Here is a 23,163-nt window from a genome sequence, read left to right on the forward strand (position 1 = left end):
CGCAGTGCTGCGAACACGCCCCATCGTCGTGGTCCTGGCGATGCTCGCCGGGACCCTCGTCGCGGCCGCCGCTCCGGCGGCCGCCGACGTCCAGTCCTATCTTGACGATCCACGAAAAGTCGCCGAAGGCCAGGAGCCACCGCACGCATTCCTGCGTCCCTACGCCGACGTCTCCGCCGCGGCCCGCCGAGATGAACGCAGTCCGTACACGCAGTCGCTCGACGGCAAGTGGCGGATCGCGATGGCGGACAACCCGTCGCAGGTCCCGGCGGGATTCCACGAGGACGGCTACGACGCGTCGCGCTGGCGCGAAGTGTCCGTGCCGCACACCTGGCAGACGGACGGTCTGGACCATCCGATCTTCCGCAACATCGCCACCGAGATCCAGCCCGACGACCCGCCGCGCGTCCCGCGTGACGTCAACCCGACCGGCGCCTACGTCCGTGACTTCACCCTGCCCGCGGACTGGACGGAACGCGAGACCTTCCTGCGCTTCGAGGGGGTCACGTCGGCGTACTTCGTCTGGGTCAACGGGAAGTACATCGGCTACGACCAAGGCGGCTACACGCCGGCGGAGTTCGACCTCTCTTCCGCGCTGCGACCGGGCTCGAACCGGATCGCCGTCCAGGTGCACCGCTGGAGCGCGGGCGCCTATCTGGAGGACGTCGACCAGTGGCGGTACTCGGGCATCTTCCGCTCGGTGACCCTGCATTCGGCGCCGCGTACGTTCATCCAGGACGTCGGGCTGACGACGGACCTCGACGCGACCTACACCGACGCCACACTCAAGGCCGCGGTCGAGGTCGCCACCAAACCCGGCGGGACCGCCGGCAAGCACCGTGTCGGGCTGAGCCTGCGCGACGCCGCGGGCAAGGAGGCCGGGGCCGCGAGCGGTGAGGTCGAGGCCGGTGGCAAGACCACGCTGAACCTGCCCGTCCGCAACCCGGCGAAGTGGACCGACGAGACACCGAACCTGTACACGGCGGTACTCACGTTGAGCGCGCCCGACGGCCGCGTCACGCACATCACCAGCGAGACGGTGGGCTTCCGCGAGATCGAGATCCGCGACAAACAGTTGCTGGTCAACGGGAAACGGGTGCTCTTCAAAGGTGTCAACCGGGCGGAGACCGACCCCGACCACGGCAGGCACGTGCCCCGGCGTGCGCAGGAACGCGACGTCGCGTTGATGAAGCAGCTCAACGTCAACGCGGTCCGCACCTCGCACTACCCGTCGGATCCCTATTTCTACGAGCTGGCCGACCGGCACGGGCTCTGGATCGACGACGAGATCGACATCGAGACCCACAACCACGAGAACTGCGCCCGGTACTGCCAGGCGAACGACCCGGCTTGGCGGGACGCGTTCTTCGACCGCATGATCGGCATGGTCGAACGGGACAAGAACCACCCGAGCGTCTTCCTGTGGGACACCGGCAACGAGGCGGGCCTCGGCGCGCATCACTTCGCGCTGGCGGAATGGCTGGACGCGAACGAACCGACCCGGCCGATCTACCACCAGTCGAACAGTCCGGACGGGGACGCGCCGTTCGCGGATGTGTGGGGGCCGCGGTATCCGTCTCCGGAGAAGTTCGCCGAGCAGGCGAAGAACACCACCAAACCGCTGATCTTCGGCGAGTACGCCCACGCCATGGGCAACAGTCTCGGCAACTTCCGGGAGTTCTGGGACACGATCCGGGCGAATCCGCAGACCCAGGGCGGGTTCATCTGGGACTGGGCGGAGCAGAACATCCGGCAGCGGATCCGGATCACGCCCGATGCGTCGGGCAACGACATCTCGGCGCATCTCAGCGGCGAACCGGAGCTGGTCGACGGTCATCGCGGCAAGGCGCTGGCGCTGTCCGGGCTGGACGATTTCGTCGAGGTCTACCGCGACCGGAAACTCGACATCACCGGGAAGGCGCTGACCTTGGACGCCTGGGTTAAACCGGGGAAGTGGACCGGCGATTTCCGCATCCTCGGCAAGGGAGACCACCAGTACGCGCTCAAGATGAAGACGCAGGACACGCTGGAGTTCTTCATCCACAGTGGAACGTGGCAGGCGGTGCAGGCGAAGGTGCCCGCCGACTTCTACGGCAACTGGCACCGGGTGAGCGGTACCTATGACGGAACCGCCCTGCGGCTCTATCTCGACGGCAAGGAGGTAGCGAGCAAGCCGTTCACCGGCGCGATCGACTCGTCTTCGGCGGAGGTCAACATCGGCCGCGACTTCGAGACGTCGTGGAACGACCCGTCGAGCATCGGCTGGATGGGCCGCGGCGCCGTCGACGACGTCCGCATCTACGACAAGCCGCTGTCCGCCGCGGAGCTGTCCGGCTCCACATCGGCGGGCGGGGCTGTCCTGGCGCTGGACTTCGACAGTGTCACGGACCGGGGGAGCCACCTGTCGTACGGCTCCAGTCTGTCCGGTGTGGATGGTCTGATCGACTCGGATCGTTCGGCGCAGCCGGAGACCGCGCAGATGGCGTGGGCGCATCAGCCGCTCCGGTTCGCCTACTCCGGTGGCACGGTGTCGGTGACCAACGAGCGGCAGTTCAAGGGCACCGATGAGCTGAATTTGCGGTGGCGGATCCAGGAAGGCTCGCGGGTCGTCGCGCGCGGCGAACAGCCGCTGCGGGTCGGTGCCGGGTCGACCGGGAACGTCGCCGTCCCGGTACCGCCGAATCCCGCGGATCGCGAACGGTTCCTCACCGTCGAGGCGGTGACGACCCAGGGCGAGCCGATGCTCGCGCGGGGACACGTCCTGGCACACGACCAGTTCTCCCTGGGCGGGAAGCGGATCCCCGGCCTGGACCGGACTCCGCTCGACGGGAGGTCCGTGGGGGTCGTCGAGGACGAGGGTTCGGTGACGGCGTCGGCGGCCGGGGTCACGTACCGGGTGGACAAGACCACCGGTGCGCTGGCGTCCATCCGGCACCAGGGCAAGGAACTGCTGACCGCAGGGCCGAAGCTCGACGCATGGCGGGCACCCATCAGCAACGAGACCTTCGCCTGGGGCAGGGCAGAGGGCGAGGACTGGCGCAAGGCCGGGCTGGACCGGTTGAAGACCACGGTCACGGACGTCCGGGTCGAGAAGGACGGCTCGCGCGGTGTACGGGTGATCGTCGACAGCCGGGTCGCGGCTCCGGACGTCGCCGGGGCGTGGTTCGACCAGACGATGACCTACGCCGTCGACCGGACCGGGACGCTGATCCTCGGCAATCGGGTGATCCCGCAGGGAAGTGTGCGAACTTTGCCGTATCTGCCCCGGATCGGTGTCTCGCTCGCGGTGCCGGACCGATACGACCGGTTCGCCTGGTATGGACGGAAAGCAGAGAGCTACGTCGACCGCAAGGACGGGACGCCGATCGGCGTGCAGTCGAGCACGGTGGACGAGCAGTACGTCGAGTACCACCGGCCGCAGGACCACGGAAACCACACCGACAGCCGGTGGGCGCTGCTCACCGACGGCCGGACCGGTGGCCTGCTGGTCGGGGGCGCGAACGACGTCAGCGTGACGCCGTTCGACGACCTCGATCGGGCGGCATACCCCTTCCAGCTGCAGCGCAACAAGGGCTGGTTCACGCTGCACGCGAGCCACGCGGTGACCGGAGTCGGGGACACGCCCAACCCGGTGCGGGAACACAGTCAGGTCCGAGCTGACAGCACGTATGAGTACACGCTGTCGCTTCGGCCGTTGACCGTGCAGGAAGCGCGGGTGGGGCTGCCGACCGGCGGGTGACCTTGGACGTCGCGAAAGCCACTTTCACGACACCTGATGTCTCGAAAGTGGCTTTCGCGGCACCCGTCGGCTAGTTGAACAACTTGTAATTGAGCACGATGTATCCGGAATTCTCGGCGATCTTGACATCGTTCGCGCTGAGCCATCCGACCGTTCCCTTGGATGTCCTCAGGCAATGTTGCACACCGGCGAATATCACCTCGGGGCCGGGAACCGTTCCCTTTCCCTCGGAAACGATCTTCGGGCACTGCGCCGCGGCTTCCTGCTCGGTTCCGTAGTAATAGAACAGGCCCGATCGATTGGCGGCCAAATAGCTTCCGTTGAAATAGAGGTCTATGTCGCCGTTGGGGCCCGATGCGGACACCGGGGTGGCGCGGGAGGCGTCGAGGTCGACCCCCATGTCCGCATCGAGCTTCACCTGCTCGGGGACGGCTTCAGCGGGTTTGTTCCCCTGTTGCTGCGCGCTGGTGGCATCTTGCGACGACGACCCGGATGGCGAACCTCGGTCGTCGGCGCCTTTCGCCGGCTGTGCACTGGTGTTGATGAGTGCCACGACCACCGCGCCCACCAGGCCCACCACCGCGGTTATGACAGCCGCCAAAATCGCTCCACGTCGGCTGACAAGCGCCGCGGCCACTGCCGGATCCGAGGTTTTGACGTTTCTCGCCTGGTCGGTTTTCGACCGGCCGCGATCGTTGTTCGTCACATGATCTCCCCTGCCAAAGATGCTGAAGGAGACTACAACAAGATCAAGAAGAGATTGGCTTCAGACTCAGCCCGCTTGGGAATTTCCGGGCGCGAAGTCATCGGGGCGGATCTTGGTGCAGGCTCTCGCTGGACCTTGGGTGATCCGGTCGTAGGACCTAACGGCACGCGTTTCACCCTGCAGGGCTAAAACTTCGGTATCGGAACAAGCGCGGGCCGCCGCTGTCCGGGTGATGTCGAGGCGAGGCCGGTCTCTTCGCCCGGGCAGTCGCTAGTCTTGATCTTCGACTGCGAGGGAGACTGAAATCATGGCGGAATGGGCCGATCTGGTCGCGTTCGTACGACACGAATATCGGGTCGTGAAGGACGAACCGGACGAAATTCGCATCCGCTTGTCCTACGGCGACGACGACGACTACGAAGAGCGGGCACAGACCGTGGTCATCGCACGGGAGATCTTCGACCGCCGCGAGGACTGGGTGCAGATCGCGACACCGTTCGCGCGGGTCAGCGAGGTCGACCTGGCCACCGTGCTGACCGAGATCGGCAACACGATCGTCGTCGGGGGACTGGTGGTCATGGGGGAGCACCTGGTGCTGCGCCATTCCCTGCCGTTGGTGAATCTCGACATCAACGAGTTCACCGACCCGCTCGAACTCGTCGCCGGCTCGGCGGAACTACTCGAACAACAATTCACGGGTCGCGACGACTACTGATCATCCGGTCGTGAGCTGACGGAGTCCTACCGGCCGGCGGCGAGCGCGGTCACTTCGTCGAACGTGGTGACGCGTTCGCGTTCGTCGTCGGTGAGCTTGTTGATCGCCGCCCTGAGGGCTTGTGCCTGCGGGGTGCCGGGCAGCCTGCCGTCGAGGAGATCCGGCAACCCGAGCTCGTATCCGCAGCGGACCCTCGGTGGGTAGCGGTGCCGTGTGCGCGCGACGGCGGACGCGACGCGGAGGCCGTGTTCGGTGCCCGGCGGGGTCGCGGGACGATCGACCTCTATCGCGGCGAAGCGGAACGCGTTCGCTTGATCGCACGGTTCGCAGCCTGATGGCCCGGAGCCGAGTTCGCTGCCGCACTCGGCGCACCGCAACCGTACTAGGGCGGCATCGACCACCCGCCACTCGAAGGACGACGGATCGGCCAGCACCGTTTCGGCGAGATCGATCTCATCGACGGTTCCCGCCGTGACGCCGTACTCGGCGAGAAGCTCCAGCCAGACAGCGTCGATACTCGCTTGGATGGTGGCCAGTGCCTCCGCGGGACGGCCGCCACGCGGTAGTGCGGGCATGATCAGGAGCCTACTCCGAACCGGCCGAGCGCCGGATCGGCTCGGCGAGATGCCGGCGGGTGGTCGAGTGTCCATTGAGGACGAAGGTGGGCGCGCCGTGGTCGAACCCGAACCGTCGCGCCACGATCGGGGACCGGTTGCTCCGTACAGGTGAGCCGGTTCGCTGGGGATGGACGTGCGAGTACCGTGTCCCAGGTCGTCCTTGTCCGTCCGGAGTCGATGCTCGGATGTGAGGGATCGTGACCAGGCGAGCGGGTATGTTACCGGCCGAGGTGTCGAGTTTCGTGGGCCGGCGCCGAGAGCGGGGCGAGCTCAAGCGCTTGGTGGCGGATTCGCGGCTGGTGACGGTGACCGGGCCCGGTGGGGTGGGGAAGTCCCGGCTGGCCCTGCGTGTCGCGGCGGAATTGCGGAAGGGCTTCGCCGACGGGGTGTGGTGGGTGGAGCTCGCGGCGTTGCGGGATGCCGGTCTGCTCGCCCAGGCGGTGGCGGAGGTGCTGGGCGTGCAGGATGTGACGCCGCGCCCCTTGACCGACGTGCTGGCCGAGTACCTGGCGACACGGTCGCTGTTGCTGGTGCTGGATACCTGTGAGCATCTGGTGGATCCGTGTGCGGTGCTGGTCCACCGGCTGCTGCGAGCCGCACCGGACCTGCGTGTGCTGGCCACCAGCCGGCAGTCACTGAGGGTCACCGGAGAGTGCTTGTATCAGGTGCCGCCGCTGACGGTCCGACCCCAGGAACACGGCGCGTTGTCCGACGGAGCGAACCTGTTCGTCGAGCGAGCTCGTGCCGTACGCGCGAGTTTCGGCTTGACCGAGCAGGACACCGAGACTGTCGTGCGGATCTGCCGGCGCCTCGACGGGATCCCGCTGGCGATCGAGCTGGCGGCGGCGCAAATACAGGCCCATTCGGTGCGAGACGTGCTGGACCGCCTTGATGACCGGTTCGACCTGCTGGTCGGTGGCTGCCGTGGCGGGCCGGTGCGACACGCGACGTTGGAGACCGCGATCGGCTGGAGCCACGACTTGTGCACTCCGGCGGAGCGGCTGCTGTGGGCACGGATGTCCGTTTTCGCCGGAACCTTCGATCTGACCGCCGTCCGCGAAGTCTGCTCCGATGACCGGCTTCGTGCCGAGAGGATGGTGGAGCTGGTGGCGGGGTTGGTGGACAAGTCGGTCCTGCGATGCGAGGAACACCGATCCGGGATGCGCTACCGCCAGCTGGACACGCTCCGCGACTACGGCCGCGACCGGTTGCGGCAGACAGGCGATGAGGAGGTGCTGCTGCGGCGCCACCGCGATCATTACCTGCGCCTGGCGAAGAGGTTCGAAGCGCACTGGTGCGGCCCGGACCAGCTCGACTGGTACGAACGGCTGAACCGCGAACACGCCAATGTCCGGGCCGCGATGGATTTCTGCCTCGGCGATCGCCGGGAACATCTGCTGGGGCTGGAACTGGCCACCGCGCTGAGGTGCTACTGGTTCGGTTGCGGGTACGTGCGCGAGGGGCGGCATCACTTGGACCGCGCGCTGGCACTGAACCCGGTGCCGAGCCCGACGTGGGCCGTCGCGGTGTGGGCCCGTGCTTGGCTGCTCCTGGCTCAGGGCGACCTGGATGCGGCGGACGCCAGTCTCGCTCCCGGCATGGCCTACGTCGAACAGCACGGCGACACCGCGACCACCGGGTGGACCGTTCACGTCGCGGGACTGGCCGCGATGCTCCGTGGTGACCCGATGCGGGGAGCGGAACTGGCCGAGCGTGCCGCGAACCTGCACCGGTGCGGCGGTGATCCCGGGACCGGGCTGTTCGCCGCGTTGGCCGTGCAGTCCATCTCACTTGCTGCGGCAGGGAAATACGACCGTGCGGTCGCCGTGACGGAGGACGGCCGGGCAGCGTGCGATCGGTACGGCGAACGCTGGATGCGCTCGTATCTCAGCTATGTCCGTGCCTTGGCGGAGATGGGACGGGGTGACACCGGCACAGCGGTGAACTTCGCCCGTGACGCACTGCGGTTCAAACGCCTGCTGACCGATCAGGCCGGGATCGCGGTCACCCTGGACGTGCTCGCACAGGCGACCGCGGCACTGGGACAGGCGGACAGGGCCGCCTGTCTGCTCGGCATCGCGCACCGGCTCTGGCATACCTTCAGCCTGCCCCAGCTCGGCTCCGCAGCCCTGCTCGCCGCCAGTGAGCACTGCGAAGTGATCGTCCGCCGCGGTCTCGGTGACGCCGCCTACCGGGCGGCGTTCGACCTCGGCGCGGCTCTCGACTTCGACGACGCCATGGCCTACGCCCTCGACGAACAACCACCGCCGCTGGAGCCCGCCCCGTCGTTCGACGGCTGGGAGCTGTTGACCCGGCGCGAACTGGAGGTCGCCGAACTCGTTGCCGAAGGGCTGACCAACCAGCAGATCGCCACCCGATTGGTCATCGCCAAACGCACCGCCGAAGGCCACGTCGAACGCATCCTCGACAAACTCGGCCTCCCGAACCGCACCCGCATCGCCACCTGGGCCGCCGAGCACGGCACCGCCGCTCGTGCCGCGGGATCGGCTGACCAGCCAAACCGCCGCTGAGCTCCTCGTCCGAGTCCGCTTCCGGAAATCGGGCGGCGGTCGAATTCGCGACGCTGGTCGGAGATCAGGGCCAGATCGGCGGCCCGGCCGGGAGTGATCTTCGTCCGGGTGTCACGTGTTCGCAGTCGACCCCGGTGAGTTTGTTGATCGCCACCCGGTCGGTCTGTGCTGGGCAGTTCGCCTTCGAGAAGGGCTCCGGAGCCCTGAACCGCGCTCGTCGCCGTCGGCGTCGATGCGGTGATCGCCGTCGACGGGGACGACCGTCAGTTCGTGGGTTTCCGTGGCTCTATCGTGATTCGTGTGCTTTTTCCAGCGCGGAAAGGATGTGACCGCGGACTGCGCGCCGGAAACGCCATAAGCGCCGTTCAGCACGAAGAACGGCACCCCGTTCACGCCGATCCTGCGCGCCTCGGCGAAATCCACGTCGACCTCGCCCGCGTACTTCGTGCCCTCCAGTACTTCACGCGCCTCGTCCTCGGGGACGCCGACCTCGGTGCCGAGCCGGACCAGCGTGTCGAGATCGTCGACGATCTCGCCATCACAGAGATGCGCCTTGAGCAGCCGCTCGTGCATCCGATCGCCGAGCCCGTGCTGGTCGGCGAGATGGTTGAGGCGGTGGGCGTCGAGTGTGTTGACCGACACGGCGTTGTCGAGGTCGTACGTAAGACCCTCCGCGGCGGCGAGTTCGGTGGGTGGCGGTGACGGGCGCGGTTCTGGCGGGTCTCGAATCGAGCCCTACGTTGGCCTTCGGTGTTGTTTTCGGGTTCATCGGTGTTGTCGCCGCGGCTGGTGCTGTCGCGGCAGGTCGATTGCCGGTGGCTTCGGTCGCTGATCGTGAGGCGCGGTCGACGAATCCGGCTTGAGTCCATGGGCGCGGATGTCTTCCCGGTGTGTGGTGATAACGGTTCTAGTGGGGGTAGGGCAACGGTGGCGTGTTGCGAAAGAGGCTTTCGCAACGTTGGCGGAGGCGGGGTGCGCGGTCGGTGCAGGTGGTCGTGAGTGGCGATTCGGCCTCTAACCCGAATNTGAACCGAGCAGTCCGTGAAGGCCTCCTTCCCTACCCTGAAAGTAGGGAAGGAGGCCTTCACGGACACGCCACCAGGACACGCCACCTTCGACGGTGACGGCGACGGCATCGTCGGAGTTCCGGCTCGGAACGGCATCCTGCGCGACAGGATGAGAGACGCGGTGGGTCGCCACGACGGCAGGGCGTGGCGGCCCACCGCCCGGTCATGAGTCCGGCGGATGCCGCCGCGCGAGCGCCTCCGAACCTTGTGCGAGGAGGGTGACATCAGCACCGACCAGCACGAACGAAGCGCCGGCGTCAAGATAGCGCTGAGCCTGCGCAGGGTCGAACGCGTTGACTCCCACCGGTTTCCCCAGAGCAAGGACGGCCTCGAAGGTGCTCAAGACGGCCGAGGTGACGTCGGGGTGCGTCTGCTTTCCGAGCAGCCCCATCGAGGCGGCCAGATCGGACGGTCCGACGAACACCCCGTCGACGCCGTCGACAGCGGCGATCTCGGCGGCCGCCGCGACTCCCGTCGTCGACTCGATCTGGACGAACAGCGACGTGAACTCTTCGGCCTTCGCGAGATAGTCCTCGACTCGGTTCCAGCGCGCCGACCGCGACAGGGCGCTGCCGACACCACGCACGCCACGTGGCGGATAACGGACGGCCCGCACCACGGCTTCCGCTTCCTCCGCGCTGTCGACCATGGGCACCAGCAGGTTCTGCGCGCCCAGGTCGAGCAGTTGCTTCAGCGCGACCGCGTCACCGGACGGGGCGCGCACCATCGGCGTGATCGGATACGCGGCGATCGTCTGCAGCAACGACTGCACCGTCTCCAGCCCGGCGGGGGAGTGCTCGGTGTCGACGAGCAGCCAGTCGAGCCCGGAACCCGCGCAGATCTCCGCGACCACCGGGCTGCCCGACGTGACCCACATGCCGATCCGCGGCCGCTCGCCCAGCTGATCCCGGAACGGCGGAGCTAGACGAAGCGGCATGTGATCGCCCCCAGATCCCGGTAATCGGCGGTCACGGTGTCGCCGGGGTGCACCCACATCGGCCGCGTGAACGACCCGGCCAGCACGATGTCACCCGGGTCGAGTTTGTCACCGTGCTGAGCGAGCTTGTTCGCCAGCCAGGCGACGCCGTTCGCGGGATGGTTCAGCACCGCGGCGGCGACGCCGGATTCCTCGATGGTTTCGTTGCGGTACAACAGCGCCGAAACCCACCGCAGGTCGACGGCGTCCACGGCGACCGGGTTGCCGCCGTAGACCATCCCGCCCATGGCCGCGTTGTCGCTGATCGTGTCGACGATGGTCCGGCCGGCCATCTCGATCCGGGAGGACAGGATCTCCAGAGCGGGCACGACGTATTCGGTCGCCCGCAATACGTCGAACACCGTGGCGTCCGGCCCCGAGAGGGAATCACGGAGCACGAAGGCCAGCTCGACCTCGATGCGCACGTTCGAGAACCGGCTGTGCTCGATCACGGAACCGTTCTCGAACACCATGTCGGCGAAGATGGCGCCGTAGTCGGGTTCGGTGATCCCGGTGGCGGCCTGCATGACCTTCGACGTGAGCCCGATCTTGCGCCCGACCGGACGGCGCCCCGCCGCGATACCCCGGCGCCGCCATTCGTTCTGCACGGCGTACGAGTCCTCGACGGTCATGTCCGGGTAGCGCCCCGTCAGCAGCGGGATCGTTTGCCGGGCCTCCTCCGCGGCCGCCAGTTCGTCGGCGATCGCGATGATCGTTTCCTGTCCGAGCATGTCCCCGCCTCAGAGCTGGTTGCCGAGTTTGTACTCGCCCTGTTTCCAGGCCGGCAGTTCGCCTTCGTCGTCACCTTTGCGGGTGTAGGAGAAGCCGTCGGCGCCGATGGTGACCTCCAGTTCGCTTTCCTCGGTCCTCGCTACCACCGGCTGCGGCTTGCCGTCGAGGTCGAGTACCAGCGAGGCGTCGGTGTACCAGGACGGGACGACCGGCGTGCCCCACCAGTCGCGGCGCTGGTTGTCGTGCACGTCCCAGGTGACGACCGGGTTGTCCGGGTCGCCGGTGTAGTAGTCCTGCGTGTAGATCTCGACGCGGTGCCCGTCGGGGTCGCGCAGGTACAGGTAGAACGCGTTCGACACACCGTGCCTGCCGGGGCCGCGTTCGATGTGGTCCGACATCCGCAGCGAGCCGAGTTTGTCGCAAATGGACAGGATGTTGTGCTTCTCGTGCGTGGCGAAGGCGACGTGGTGCATCCGCGGCCCGTCGCCGCCGGTCATCGCGGTGTCGTGCACGGTCGGCTTGCGGCGCATCCAGGCCGCGTAGGTGACCCCCTGATCGTCCTGGATGTCTTCGGTGACCCGGAAGTTGAGGTCTTCCATATGCTTCACCGCGAGCGGGACGTCCGGCGTGACCTGGTTGAAGTGGTCGAGCCGGACCAGCGCGCCAGGGACGTGCAGGTCATAGCGCCAGCTGAGTCTGTCGACGTGCTCGACGTCGTGGAAGAACTCGAGCGGGAAACCGAGGGGGTCCTGCACCCGGACCGAGTCGCCGATGCCTTGGGTGAACCCGTTCTCGTTGCGCTCGACGCGGCAGCCCAGCTCCGTGTAGAACGCGACTGCCTTGTCCAGGTCCTCCGGTGACCGCACCCGGTACGAGAACGCCGCGACCGCGGCGACCGGTCCCTGGCGCAGCACGAGGTTGTGGTGGATGAACTCGTCGATCGTGCGGAGGCTGACCGTGGTCTCGTCCTCCTCGGTCACCGTCAGGCCGAGGACGTCGGCGTAGAACGCGCGCGAACGCGCCAGATCGGTGACGATGAGTTCCATGTACGCGCAGCGCAGGACGTCCGGCGGCGGCGATTTCGGGGTGGGGATCGGCTTCATTGCGTCATCCTTTGTGGACGGGGGAACGGGTTCAGCCCTTGCCGAAGGCGGGGTTGTGCACCTCGCCGAGATTGATGTGCACCGCCTGCTGGTCGGTGTAGAAGTCGATCGAGCGGTAGCCGCCCTCGTGTCCCAGCCCGGAAGCCTTCACCCCGCCGAAAGGCGTGCGCAGGTCGCGGACGTTGTTGGAGTTGAGCCACACCATGCCCGCTTCGACGGACTGCGCGAAGTTGTGAGCCCGCTTGAGATCGTTGGTCCAGACGTAGGCCGCCAGCCCGTACTTCGTGTTGTTCGCCAGTGCCAGTGCTTCGTCTTCGCCGTCGAACGGCGTGATCGCGACGACCGGGCCGAAGATCTCCTCCTGGAAGATCCGGGCGTCCGGTTTGACGTCGGCGAACACCGTCGGGGTCACGTAGTTCCCGGTCGGGAAGCCGTCCGGGCGGCCGCCACCGGCGACCAGCCTGCCCTCGGTCTTGCCGATCTCGATGTACTTCATGACCTTGTCGTAGTGCTCGGGGTGCACCAGGGCGCCGACCTCGGTCGCGGGGTCGCTCGGGTCGCCCACCTTGACCCGCTTGGCCTGCGCGGCATAACGCTCGACGAACTCGTCGTAGATCGCGCGCTCGACCAGGATCCGGCTTCCCGCGGTGCAGCGTTCGCCGTTGAGCGAGAACACACCGAAGATCGTCGCGTCGATCGCGGTCTCCAGATCGGCGTCGGCGAAGACGATGGCGGGTGACTTGCCGCCCAGCTCCATCGACAGTCCTTTGAGGAACGGCGCGGCGTTGCCGAAGATCAGGCTGCCGGTGCGGCTCTCTCCCGTGAACGAGATCAGCGGGACGTCCGGGTGCTTCACCAGCGCGTCGCCCGCGTCCTCACCGAAGCCGTTGACGAGGTTGAACACGCCCGGCGGCAGCCCGGCTTCCTCGAAGATCTCCGCCCACAGCGACGCGGAAAGCGGGGTGAACTCGGCGGGTTTGAGCACCACGGTGTTGCCGGTCGCGAGTGCGGGCGCGAGCTTCCACGACTCCAGCATGAACGGCGTGTTCCACGGCGTGATCAGCCCGGCCACGCCGATCGGCTTGCGGTTGACGTAGTTGATCTGGCGGCCGGGCACCTTGTAGGTGTCGTCGGCCTGCGCGACGATCAGGTCGGCGAAGAACCGGAAGTTCTCCGCTGCCCGGCGCGCCTGGCCCAGCGCCTGCGAGATCGGCAGACCCGAGTCGAAGCTCTCCAGCGCGGCCAGCCGCTTGTCCCGCGACTCGACGAGATCGGCGATGCGGTTCAGCACGCGCGAGCGTTCGCGCGGCAGCAGCTTCGGCCAAGGTCCCTCGGTGAACGCCTTCCGCGCGGCGGCGACGGCGCGGTCGATGTCGGCCTTCTTCCCCGCGGCGGCCTGGACGTAGACCTCGTTGGTGACCGGGTCGATCACGTCGAAGACGGCGCCGTCGGCGGAATCGGCGAGTTCGCCACCGATGTAGTGCCGGATCCGCTCAGGGACACCGTCCGGGATCGGCCGGGGAGTCGTGCTGGTCAAGATTCCTCCTCAGTCAGCGGTTCGCGCGCTCTCGAGCGTCCAAAAAGGCCTGCATGGTGGCCCAGCGGTGATTGCGCGCGGCGAATTCGATGTCGAGTGGATCGGCCTTCTCGGAGATCAGCCGGAGGATCTCTTCGTGTTCCTCGACCGACCGGTGCGCGCGGTCGGGGACGAACGCGAACGTGGAGTCGCGCAGTCCGGACAGCCGGGTCCAGCCCTGGTGCACGAGCTCGAGGATCTGCGGGTTGGGGCAGCATGCGAAGAGCAGCGAGTGGAACTGCTGGTTCAGCGCGGTGAACTCGTGCGCGTCGAAGTGGTCCAGCAGCGCGATCATGCGCTCATTGACCCGACGCGCCCGCGCGATGTTCTCTTCGGACAGCTGCGGCGCGGACAGCGCGGTGGCGACGCCTTCGACGACACCGAGGGTCTGCATGGCGTGGACGTACTCGTTCTGGTCCACCATCGCCACCCGTGCGCCGACGTTGCGTTCGAAGGTCACCAGCCGTTCGGCCTCCAGCCGCCGGATCGCCTCGCGCACCGGGACGACGCTCATGTCGAGCGCGCCGGCGATCTCGGCGAGGACGAGCCGGTAGCCGGGTCCGTACTCGTGCCGGGCGATCCGCTCACGCAACCACTCGTAGGCGAGTTCGGACTTGCTGGTCGTCTTCACTGCTTCTTCTGCCATGCCTCATACCTTTCCCGCCACAACGGGTTCAGCGGGAAGAGCCCCTCGATCGGGCGGCCCTGTCCGACCTGCTCCGCGATCCAAGCGTCCTCGTCCTCCTGGACGAGCGCCGCGTCGACGACCTCTTCGGCCAGCGACGGCGGGATGACGACCACGCCGTCGTCGTCACCGACGATGATGTCGCCGGGCAGCACGGTGGCCCCGCCGCAGGCGACCGCGACGTCGGTGTCCCACGGCACGTGCTTGCGGCCTAGAACCGCCGGATGCGGGCCCTGCGAGAACACCGGGAGCCCGGTCGCGGCGACGGCCTCGAAGTCGCGGACCCCGCCGTCGGTGATCACCCCGGCGGCGCCGAGGTAGCGCGCCCGCAGCGCCAGGATGTCCCCGAGTGTCCCGGAACCCTTGTCGCCGCGGGCTTCGATGACGATCACCTCACCGGCGCCGACCGAGTCGAAGAGGCGCTTCTGCGCGTTGTAACCGCCGCCGTGGGACTTGAACAGATCCTCGCGGTTCGGGACGAAACGCAAAGTCCTGGCCGTGCCGACGACCTTCGAGCCGGGCAGATTGGGACGTACGCCGTCGATCGCGACGTTGTTCAGCCCGCGTTTGCGCAGCTGAGCGGACAAGCCCGCCACAGGTGCGCGCAGCAGCTTGGCGCGAAGTCCTTCGCTGAGCGCGGCAGTGTCCTCTTCGACCTGTTCGACGGGCGTGCCCCAAGCCTCGGCACGTTGCTTGTCGTCCGCCTCGGGCAGGCTGCCGATGTCCGAAAAGGACCGGATCCCCTGGGTGACGGTGGTGTGCAGCCGTCCGCTGCTGACGGAGGTGCCGGGAACGTCCACTTCGACGACGACGACGTCGCCGGGGGAGACCACCGTCGACCCGGCCGGGGTCCCGGTGAGGATGACGTCGCCCGGTTCGAGGGTGAAGTGCTGGGAGAGGTCGGATACGAACTGCCGTAAGGGGAACAGCAGTCCGGCAGTGGTGTCCTCCTGCACCAGGTCGCCGTTCACCCACGTGCGGACGCGCAGCGACGAGGGATCGACGTCGCGCGCGTCGATGAGGCCCGGGCCGAGCGGGGTGTAGCCGTCGCCGCCCTTGGAGCGGACGTTGGAGCCCTTGTCCGCGGCGCGCAGGTCGTAGAGCCCGAAGTCGTTCGCGGCGGTGACCGCGGCGACGTGCTCCCACGCCTGGTCCGCTTTGACCCACCGGGCCGCGGTGCCGATGACCAGCGCGATCTCGCCTTCGAAGGCCAGCAGTTCGGTCCCGGCCGGACGTTCGACCGTGCCACCGGACGTGCCGATCGAGCTCGACGGCTTGAAGAAGTACGACGGGTTCGCCGGACGCCGTCCGCGCTGCTCCGCGCGTGACGCGTAGCTGAGATGGACGGCGATGATCTTGCCCGGCCGGGTGCCCAGCGGACCGGATGTGCGGCCGGAAGGCGCTGATGCCTCGTAAGTGCCCATGTTCCCCTGAATCCTCGACCTTGCTTCGTATCTAATAACGTATATGATTCCGTGCCACAGTGGCAAGGCGGTCACCGAGTGGCCTTCGCCTCGCCCGGGATCCCTGCGGGCCGCCACTCGCGTCAGGCCTATGTCAAAGGAGTCAAGGTGTCGAATCCAGCGCAGGATGAACGCACGCCCGGCCGGACCGCCCCACCGTCTTCCGATCGGCGCCGGGTCGCGTTCGCGACCGTCGTCGGCACCACGGTCGAGTGGTACGACTTCTTCGTTTACGCGTCCGCCGCCGGTCTCGTCTTCGGCAAGCTGTTCTTCTCCGGTCTCGGTGCCAACAGCACGCTCGTCTCCTTCGCCACGGTGGGCGTGAGCTTCCTGTTCCGCCCGCTCGGGGCGTTCCTCGCCGGGCATTTCGGCGACAAGTACGGCCGTCGTGTGGTCCTGGTGCTCACCCTGATCCTGATGGGCGCCGCGACCACGCTGATCGGCGTGCTCCCGACGTTCGACCAGATCGGTGTCCTCGCGCCGGTACTGCTGATCCTGCTGCGGATCCTGCAGGGCGTTTCGGCTGGTGGGGAATGGGGCGGCGCCGTGCTGATGGCTGTCGAGCACGCGCCGTCGAAGCGCAGGGGACTCTTCGGCGCCTCGCCGCAGATCGGCGTCCCGCTCGGGCTGTTGCTGGCCTCCGGCGTCCTGGCGCTGACCAGCCTGCTCGTCCCCGGTCAGGCGTTCCTCGACTGGGGCTGGCGCATCCCGTTCCTGCTCAGTGTCGGGCTGATCCTGGTCGGCCACTACGTGCGGCGCCGCGTCGAGGAGAGCCCGGTCTTCCGCGAGATCGCCGAACGGCGTGAGCAGACCCGGACCCCGATCATCCAGCTGTTCCGCAAGCACGCCGTGCTCGTCCTGGTGGCCGCGCTGGTGTTCGCGGGCAACAACGCCGTCGGCTACATGACCACCGGCGGTTACATCCAGAACTACGCGACCAACCCGAAGGGCCCGATCGGCCTCGACCGCGGCCCGGTGCTGTGGGCGGTGACCGCGTCGGCGGCGACGTGGCTGCTCTCGACGTGGGCGGCGGGCGCGGTGTCCGACCGGATCGGCAGGCGGCGCACCTACGTGGTCGGCTGGATCGCGCAACTCGCCGGCGTCGCGCTGCTCTTTCCTTTGGTGGACACCGGCAACATCGTGTTGCTGGCGCTGGGCCTGATCATTCTCAGCGTCGGGCTCGGGTTCACTTACGGCCAGCAGGCGGCGTTCTACGCGGAGCTGTTCCCCGCGTCGATCCGCTTCTCCGGCGTTTCGATCTCGTACGCGCTCGGTGCGATCCTCGGCGGCGCGTTCGCGCCGACGATCGCCACCGCGCTGGTCGACGCGACCGGCACGTCGGTGTCCGTGGCCGTCTATCTGGCCGGGATGACCGTCGTCGGTCTCATCGCCACCTTGCTGCTGCGTGACCGGTCGGGAATCCCGCTCGGACCGGACCACGAAGCCGAGCAGGCGGTGAGCCCGCTCCGGTTCGGCAAGTGACGAACGTGGCGTGATCGAGTGGACCCCCGGCCGTCCGTGACGCTCACCCGCCGAGAGCGTCACGGACGGCCTTCGCCGCCGCCTTGAGCCGCTCCGCTAGCTCGGCGGGAGTGCGCGTGCTGGACAAGTAGACGACCGCGAGCGCCGCGGGGGCGTGGCCGCGCAAGGGGAGCGGCACGGCCACCGAGCTGAGATTCTCGATCACTTCACCATGGCTGTCCGCGTAGCCGCGGACAGCCACTTCCTGTACCTCGACGGGCCGGTCTTCCAGCGGCAGCTGGGAAAGGATCGCGCGGCCGGGAGCGCCCGCGGTGAACGGATGCCTGGACCCCGGGCGCTGCGCGACGGACGCGATGGCGTGCCGGGGTTCCACGCTGACCAGCGTCACGCATTCCTCGCGGTCCATCACCGCCACGAAGCAGGTCATGCCGAGTTCGTTCGCGACCGCGGTCAGTTCTGGCAGCGCCGCGGCCTGCAGATCGTGTTTGATCCCGGCCGCGAGCGCCGCCAGCCGCGCGCCGAGTTCGTATTTCCCGGCGGGTTCCCGTGTGAGGAGTCCGTGCTCTTCGAGGGTGCGGATGAGCCGGTACGCGATCGAGCGGTGCACCCCGAGCCGTTCGGCGATCTGGTCGACACTGAGCGGTTCTTGGGCGTCGGCAAGGACTTCGAGCACGCGGATGCCGCGGCTGAGCGTCTGGGACGTGCTCGCGGTCTTGCGGGACTCCGAAACCATCGTATACGATCCATTTCGATAGTTGAACTGGCTGTTCGATTATAGAACAGGAATCGACGATGATGTCACGCGAAACCAGTTTCTCGCCGGGTTCGAGCCTGTATCGGCCACCCGCGCAGTTCTTCCGAGGCTGTCTCGGCCGCTTCGCGACGGGAGTGGCCGTCGTGACCTTCGACGCCGCTGCAAAACGGCACGGCCTGACGGTGAACTCCTTCACCGCGGTCTCGATGGATCCGCCGCTCGTCCTCGTTTCGATCCAGCGCACCGTGAAGAGCCACGACCTGCTCGCCGGTCGCCCGTTCGCGGTCAACGTCCTCGGCGCGGAACAGGAGGCGCTGGCGATGAACTTCGCCGGACGTCCGACCCCCGAAGGCGCGCCGACGTGGGTCGAAGGCGGGCACGCGCCGCGGCTCGGCGGCGTCCTCAGCTGGTTCGACTGCACGCCGTGGGCCGCCTACGACGGCGGCGATCACACCCTGTTCCTCGGCGAGGTGCGGGAGTTCGACTACCGCTCCGGTGACGCGCTCGGCTTCGTCAACGGGCAGTTCTCGACCATCCACGAATCCGCGCAAGGCCACGAATCCCTGTTCTGACAACGACGTCCACCCCGAAAAGGAGCCCGACATGGGAGCCCGTACCGGACAGCAGTACCTCGACAAGCTCAACGCGATGACGCCGGAGTTGTACGTCGACGGCGAGAAGGTGACCTCCAAGGTCGCCGAGCACCCTGCTTTCCGCAACAACGCGCTGACCTACGCGAAGCTGTTCGACCTCCAGCACGACCCGGCGCACCGTGACGTCCTGACCTACGAATCGCCGACCACGGGGGAGCGGGTCGGAACCTCGTTCCTGGTGCCGCGCAGCGAGGAAGACCTCAAGCGCCGCCGCGCCGCCTTCTCCGTCTGGGCGCAGTATTCCAACGGCTTCCTCGGCCGCACCGGCGACTACATGAACTCGTCGCTCACTGCGCTCTCGACCGCGAAGAAGTTCTTCTCCCAGGCCGATCCCGTTTACGGCCAGCGCATCGCGAAGTACTACGAGATGGCGCGTGAGAACGACCTCCTCGCGACGCATACCCTGATCCCGCCGCAGGTCAACCGTTCGGTGTCAGGCAGCCAGCAGGGCGGTGGCAACCTGTCGGCGAAGGTGGTCGAGGAACGGGAAGACGGCATCGTCGTGCGCGGCGCGCGGATGCTCGCCACCATCGCGCCGATCGCCGACGAACTCCTGGTCTTCCCGTCGACAGTCCTGCGCGGTACTCCCGAGGACGCCCCGTACTCCTACGCTTTCGCCGTCCCGAACGACGCGCCCGGTCTCAAGTACTTCTGCCGGGCCGGACTCGACCACGGCCGCTCGCACTTCGACGAACCGCTCGCCTCCCGGTTCGAGGAAATGGACGCGGTCGTGGTGTTCGACGACGTCTTCGTCCCGAACGAGCGGGTCTTCCTGCTGGGGCACCCGGAGCTGTGCAACGCCTGGTACTCCGAGACCGGCGCCGGCGCGCTGATGACCCACCAGGTCGTCACGCGCACGCTGGCCAAGACGGAGTTCTACCTCGGCCTCGCCAGTGAGATCGCCGCCGCGATCGGCATCGGCGGTTTCCAGCACATCCAGCAGGACCTGTCGGAGCTGATCTCCTACGTCGAGATCGAGAAGGCCGTGCTGCGCGCTGCCGAGGCCGACGGAAAACTGAGCGAGGACGGCGTCTTCCTGCCCAAGTGGGAAGTCCTCAACGCCGCCCGGAACTGGTATCCCACGAAGGTCTCGCCGCGGCTGACCGAAATCATCCGTAAGTTCTCCGCCTCCGGGCTCATGGCCCTGCCGGGCGAAGCGGACTTCGAGGCCGAAGGACGTCCTGACATCGACACGTACCTCCAGTCGGCCACGCTGCCGGCCAAGGACCGCGCGCGGCTGTTCAAGCTGGCGTTCGACGCGTCGGTCTCGAGCTTCGCCGGGCGGGAGTCGCTGTACGAGTACTTCTTCTTCGGCGACCCGGTGCGGATGGCGGGTGCCCAGGTGAACGCGTACCCGAGGGAGGCGCTGCGGGAACGGGTCCGGGAACTGCTGGCGCGGGACGAGTGATCGGAGCTGAAGGGCGCTTTCCCCGCATGCGATGTGGGGAAAGCGCCCTTCGCTGCGTCTTATGCGGGGAAAGTCCCCTTCGGCTCGTCGTGGACCGAGACACGCCCGGGATGCAAGAACTTGATTCATTCCAGAAAATGGGCCAGACTGCGGCCGTGCCCACGACCCCGGACTTCGAGCGGATGCTGCGCGGGGCCTCCCTGCGCGTGACGCGTCCCAGGGTGGCCGTGCTGACAGCGGTACGCGACCACCCGCACGCCGACACCGACTCGATCATCGGTGCCGTGCGTACGGAACTCGGAGAGGTCTCTCACCAGGCCATTTACGACGTGTTGCGGGCACTGACCGCCGCGGGTCTCGTTCGGCGGATCCAGCCGTCGGGGTCCGTGGCACGCTACGAGTCCCGGGTCGGGGACAACCACCACCACGTCGTGTGCCGAACCTGTGGTGCCATCGCCGACGTCGACTGCGCCGTCGGTCCCGCACCCTGTTTGACCGCGTCGAACGACCAAGGCTTCGTGATCGAAGAGGCCGAGGTCATCTACTGGGGCCTGTGTCCCGACTGTGCCGTTGAACCCCGTTCCTGAGCCCTGCAGTTCTGATTCCCGGAAGGATTCCCGTGTCTGACAGCCCGGACGCCGTCATCGGCGAAATGAACGAAGAGAGCGCGGGCGGCTGCCCCGTCTCGTCGGGCCGCCGCAACCACCCCACCGAAGGCGCGGGCAACCGTGACTGGTGGCCGAACCAGCTCAACCTGAAGATCCTCCGGAAGCACTCGGCGGCTTCCGACCCGATGGACGCCGGGTTCGACTACGCCGCCGAGTTCAAGACCCTCGACCTCGCCGAGCTCGCCAAGGACGTCGACGCCGTCCTCACGACGTCGCAGGACTGGTGGCCCGCGGACTTCGGCCACTACGGCGGCTTCATGATCCGTATGGCGTGGCACAGCGCGGGCACCTACCGCATCGAGGACGGCCGCGGCGGCGCGGGCGCCGGCATGCAGCGTTTCGCCCCGCTCAACAGCTGGCCGGACAACGGCAACCTGGACAAGGCCCGCCGCCTGCTCTGGCCGGTCAAGAAGAAGTACGGCCGCAAGATCTCGTGGGCCGACCTGATGATCTTCACCGGCAACCGTGCCCTGGAGACCATGGGCTTCAAGACCTTCGGCTTCGCAGGTGGCCGCGCGGACGTCTGGGAGCCGGACGAGGACGTGTACTGGGGTCCCGAGCGCACGTGGCTCGGCGACGAGCGCTACACCGGCGACCGTGAGCTGGAGAACCCGCTGGCCGCCGTGCAGATGGGTCTCATCTACGTGAACCCGGAAGGCCCGAACGGCAACCCGGACCCGCTGGCCGCGGCCCGCGACATCCGCGAGACCTTCGGCCGGATGGCGATGAACGACGAGGAGACCGTCGCGCTGATCGCCGGCGGCCACAGCTTCGGCAAGACGCACGGCGCGGCCGACCCGGACAAGTACGTCGGCCCCGAGCCCGAAGGCGCTTCGATCGAGGAGCAGGGCCTGGGCTGGAAGAACACCTTCGGCAGCGGCAAGGGCCGCGACGCGATCACCAGTGGCCTCGAGGTCACCTGGACGCCGACCCCGACTCAGTGGAGCAACTGGTTCTTCCACAACCTCTTCGAGTACGAGTGGGAGCTGACCAAGAGCCCGGCGGGTGCCCACCAGTGGGTCCCGAAGGACGGCAAGGCGAAGAACACCGTGCCGGACCCCGAGGACGGCAAGCTCAACCGCGCGCCCGGCATGCTCACCACCGACCTGGCGCTGCGTTTCGACCCGGTCTACGAACAGATCTCGCGCCGGTTCTACGAGAACCCGGACCAGTTCGCGGACGCCTTCGCCCGTGCCTGGTTCAAGCTGACCCACCGTGACATGGGCCCGATCCAGCGCTACCTCGGCCCGCTGGTGCCGCAGGAGACGCTGATCTGGCAGGACCCGGTGCCCGCCGTCGACCACGAGCTGATCGACGACGCGGACATCGCCGCCCTCAAGGAGAAGCTGCTCGCTTCGGGCCTCTCGGTCTCGCAGCTGGTCTCCACCGCGTGGGCCTCGGCCTCGACGTTCCGCGGCAGCGACAAGCGCGGTGGCGCGAACGGCGCCCGCATCCGCCTCGAGCCGCAGCGCGACTGGGAGGTCAACGACCCGCAGACGCTGTCCCAGGTGTTGCGGACCCTCGAGGGTGTCCAGGAGGCGTTCAACAACGCCCAGACCGGCGGCAAGAAGGTCTCGCTCGCCGACCTGATCGTGCTGGGCGGCGTCGCCGCCGTCGAGCAGGCCGCGAAGGACGGCGGGCACGAGATCACCGTGCCGTTCACCCCGGGCCGCACCGACGCGACGGAGGAGCAGACCGACGCCGAGTCGTTCGCCCCGCTGGAGCCGACCGTCGACGGGTTCCGCAACTACCGCGGCAAGGGCCACCGTCTCCCGACGGAGTACCTGCTCCTCGACCGCGCGAACCTGCTGAACCTGAGCGCGCCCGAGATGACCGTCCTCGTCGGCGGTCTGCGTGTCCTCGGCGCCAACGCCCAGCAGTCCAAGCACGGCGTGCTCACCGAGAAGCCGGGGTCGCTGACCAACGACTTCTTCGTGAACCTGCTCGACATGGGGGTCCAGTGGACCGCCACGTCGGAGGACGCGGAGACCTTCGAAGGCCGCGACTCCGCGACCGGCGAGGTCAAGTGGACCGGTACCCGTGCCGACCTCGTGTTCGGGTCCAACTCCGAGCTTCGCGCGGTGGCGGAGGTCTACGCCAGCGACGACGCGAAGGAGAAGTTCGTCCGTGACTTCGTGTCCGCGTGGGACAAGGTGATGAACCTCGACCGGTACGACCTGGTCCGAAGCTAGCCGACCGAGCGTCCGGGCCCGCGTGAGGTCTCCGTGGCGTCGGTCGTNCTTGGTCACGTGATCTCATAGGCGTATGAGCACCATCGACCGGCGGGC

18 protein-coding genes are annotated in these 23,163 nt (G+C 67.7%); 8 read left to right on the plus strand and 10 right to left on the minus strand.

Going from position 1 to position 23,163, the window contains the following annotated elements; translation table 11 throughout:
- Positions 1-4 precede the first annotated feature (4 nt).
- On the plus strand, positions 5-3,739 hold the full coding sequence (locus tag LCL61_RS23050) for a glycoside hydrolase family 2 TIM barrel-domain containing protein (protein WP_340681620.1): 3,735 nt from the start codon (positions 5-7) through the stop codon (positions 3,737-3,739).
- A gap of 70 nt (positions 3,740-3,809) precedes the next feature.
- Here the strand turns inward: LCL61_RS23050 and LCL61_RS23055 are convergent, their stop codons facing one another.
- Positions 3,810-4,445, minus strand: a complete 636-nt coding sequence (locus tag LCL61_RS23055) for a hypothetical protein (protein WP_340681621.1) — start codon at positions 4,443-4,445, stop codon at positions 3,810-3,812.
- Positions 4,446-4,752: 307 nt separating this feature from the next.
- Between LCL61_RS23055 and LCL61_RS23060 the strand changes: the two genes are divergently transcribed.
- Positions 4,753-5,160, plus strand: a complete 408-nt coding sequence (locus LCL61_RS23060; protein ID WP_340681622.1) for a hypothetical protein — start codon at positions 4,753-4,755, stop codon at positions 5,158-5,160.
- A 26-nt stretch (positions 5,161-5,186) separates the two neighbouring features.
- Here LCL61_RS23060 and LCL61_RS23065 read toward each other — a convergent pair whose 3' ends face one another.
- Complete coding sequence (locus LCL61_RS23065; protein WP_340681623.1) at positions 5,187-5,735, minus strand: hypothetical protein; 549 nt, start codon at positions 5,733-5,735, stop codon at positions 5,187-5,189.
- A gap of 284 nt (positions 5,736-6,019) precedes the next feature.
- Here LCL61_RS23065 and LCL61_RS23070 point away from each other — a divergent pair, with 284 nt between their 5' ends.
- Positions 6,020-8,308 carry an ATP-binding protein gene (locus LCL61_RS23070; protein WP_340681624.1) on the plus strand — a complete coding sequence of 763 codons (2,289 nt, stop codon included), beginning with the start codon at positions 6,020-6,022 and terminating at the stop codon, positions 8,306-8,308.
- Between the two features lie 111 nt (positions 8,309-8,419).
- On the opposite strand, the gene LCL61_RS23075 is transcribed toward LCL61_RS23070, so the two are convergent.
- The 7 genes from LCL61_RS23075 to LCL61_RS23105 form a co-directional block, all read right to left on the minus strand.
- Complete coding sequence (locus LCL61_RS23075) at positions 8,420-8,950, minus strand: DsbA family oxidoreductase (protein WP_340681625.1); 531 nt, start codon at positions 8,948-8,950, stop codon at positions 8,420-8,422.
- Between the two features lie 588 nt (positions 8,951-9,538).
- Entirely contained in the window at positions 9,539-10,312 is a 774-nt protein-coding gene (locus LCL61_RS23080; RefSeq protein WP_340681626.1) for an HpcH/HpaI aldolase family protein, read from the minus strand.
- Complete coding sequence (hpaH, locus tag LCL61_RS23085; protein WP_340681627.1) at positions 10,297-11,082, minus strand: 2-oxo-hept-4-ene-1,7-dioate hydratase; 786 nt, start codon at positions 11,080-11,082, stop codon at positions 10,297-10,299. The genes LCL61_RS23080 and hpaH overlap by 16 nt, the downstream gene beginning before the upstream one ends.
- 9 nt (positions 11,083-11,091) lie before the next feature.
- Positions 11,092-12,186 (minus strand): 3,4-dihydroxyphenylacetate 2,3-dioxygenase, encoded by a 1,095-nt coding sequence (gene hpaD / locus LCL61_RS23090; protein ID WP_340681628.1) that lies wholly within the window; start codon positions 12,184-12,186, stop codon positions 11,092-11,094.
- Positions 12,187-12,217: 31 nt separating this feature from the next.
- The gene (gene hpaE, locus LCL61_RS23095) at positions 12,218-13,723 is read right to left on the minus strand and encodes a 5-carboxymethyl-2-hydroxymuconate semialdehyde dehydrogenase (protein WP_340681629.1); all 1,506 of its coding nucleotides are present in this window, start codon (positions 13,721-13,723) and stop codon (positions 12,218-12,220) included.
- A gap of 13 nt (positions 13,724-13,736) precedes the next feature.
- Complete coding sequence (locus LCL61_RS23100; protein ID WP_340681630.1) at positions 13,737-14,408, minus strand: GntR family transcriptional regulator; 672 nt, start codon at positions 14,406-14,408, stop codon at positions 13,737-13,739.
- A complete protein-coding gene (locus LCL61_RS23105; protein WP_340681631.1) occupies positions 14,390-15,871 on the minus strand; it encodes a fumarylacetoacetate hydrolase family protein in 1,482 nt (493 codons plus the stop codon). The genes LCL61_RS23100 and LCL61_RS23105 overlap by 19 nt, the downstream gene beginning before the upstream one ends.
- A 147-nt stretch (positions 15,872-16,018) precedes the next feature.
- Here LCL61_RS23105 and LCL61_RS23110 point away from each other — a divergent pair, with 147 nt between their 5' ends.
- A complete protein-coding gene (locus tag LCL61_RS23110) occupies positions 16,019-17,392 on the plus strand; it encodes an MFS transporter (protein ID WP_340681632.1) in 1,374 nt (457 codons plus the stop codon).
- 43 nt (positions 17,393-17,435) lie between these two features.
- Here the strand turns inward: LCL61_RS23110 and LCL61_RS23115 are convergent, their stop codons facing one another.
- Positions 17,436-18,125 carry an IclR family transcriptional regulator gene (locus LCL61_RS23115; RefSeq protein ID WP_340681633.1) on the minus strand — a complete coding sequence of 230 codons (690 nt, stop codon included), beginning with the start codon at positions 18,123-18,125 and terminating at the stop codon, positions 17,436-17,438.
- A gap of 59 nt (positions 18,126-18,184) precedes the next feature.
- Here LCL61_RS23115 and LCL61_RS23120 point away from each other — a divergent pair, with 59 nt between their 5' ends.
- The 4 genes from LCL61_RS23120 (at position 18,185) to katG (ending at position 23,067) form a co-directional block, all read left to right on the plus strand.
- The gene (locus tag LCL61_RS23120) at positions 18,185-18,718 is read left to right on the plus strand and encodes a flavin reductase family protein (RefSeq protein ID WP_340681634.1); all 534 of its coding nucleotides are present in this window, start codon (positions 18,185-18,187) and stop codon (positions 18,716-18,718) included.
- Positions 18,719-18,749: 31 nt separating this feature from the next.
- Positions 18,750-20,207 carry a 4-hydroxyphenylacetate 3-monooxygenase, oxygenase component gene (hpaB, locus tag LCL61_RS23125; protein ID WP_340681635.1) on the plus strand — a complete coding sequence of 486 codons (1,458 nt, stop codon included), beginning with the start codon at positions 18,750-18,752 and terminating at the stop codon, positions 20,205-20,207.
- 155 nt (positions 20,208-20,362) lie between these two features.
- Positions 20,363-20,794: a Fur family transcriptional regulator gene (locus LCL61_RS23130; protein WP_340681636.1), complete on the plus strand. Its 432-nt coding sequence runs from the start codon at positions 20,363-20,365 to the stop codon at positions 20,792-20,794.
- A gap of 32 nt (positions 20,795-20,826) precedes the next feature.
- Positions 20,827-23,067, plus strand: a complete 2,241-nt coding sequence (gene katG, locus LCL61_RS23135; RefSeq protein ID WP_340681637.1) for a catalase/peroxidase HPI — start codon at positions 20,827-20,829, stop codon at positions 23,065-23,067.
- Positions 23,068-23,163: the final 96 nt, after the last annotated feature.

It is taken from the genome of Amycolatopsis coloradensis, assembly GCF_037997115.1.
GTDB classification, from domain to species: Bacteria; Actinomycetota; Actinomycetes; order Mycobacteriales; family Pseudonocardiaceae; genus Amycolatopsis; species Amycolatopsis coloradensis_A.

Bases quoted from the DNA above. Each gene is read 5' to 3' on its own strand.
- LCL61_RS23080 (WP_340681626.1), bottom strand. From the start codon at position 10,312: ATGCCGCTTCGTCTAGCTCCGCCGTTCCGGGATCAGCTGGGCGAGCGG.
- LCL61_RS23105 (WP_340681631.1), bottom strand. From the start codon at position 15,871: ATGGGCACTTACGAGGCATCAGCGCCTTCCGGCCGCACATCCGGTCCG.
- LCL61_RS23100 (WP_340681630.1), bottom strand. From the start codon at position 14,408: ATGGCAGAAGAAGCAGTGAAGACGACCAGCAAGTCCGAACTCGCCTAC.
- LCL61_RS23115 (WP_340681633.1), bottom strand. From the start codon at position 18,125: ATGGTTTCGGAGTCCCGCAAGACCGCGAGCACGTCCCAGACGCTCAGC.
- hpaH (WP_340681627.1), bottom strand. From the start codon at position 11,082: ATGCTCGGACAGGAAACGATCATCGCGATCGCCGACGAACTGGCGGCC.
- LCL61_RS23120 (WP_340681634.1), top strand. From the start codon at position 18,185: ATGATGTCACGCGAAACCAGTTTCTCGCCGGGTTCGAGCCTGTATCGG.
- LCL61_RS23065 (WP_340681623.1), bottom strand. From the start codon at position 5,735: ATGCCCGCACTACCGCGTGGCGGCCGTCCCGCGGAGGCACTGGCCACC.
- LCL61_RS23060 (WP_340681622.1), top strand. From the start codon at position 4,753: ATGGCGGAATGGGCCGATCTGGTCGCGTTCGTACGACACGAATATCGG.
- hpaB (WP_340681635.1), top strand. From the start codon at position 18,750: ATGGGAGCCCGTACCGGACAGCAGTACCTCGACAAGCTCAACGCGATG.
- hpaD (WP_340681628.1), bottom strand. From the start codon at position 12,186: ATGAAGCCGATCCCCACCCCGAAATCGCCGCCGCCGGACGTCCTGCGC.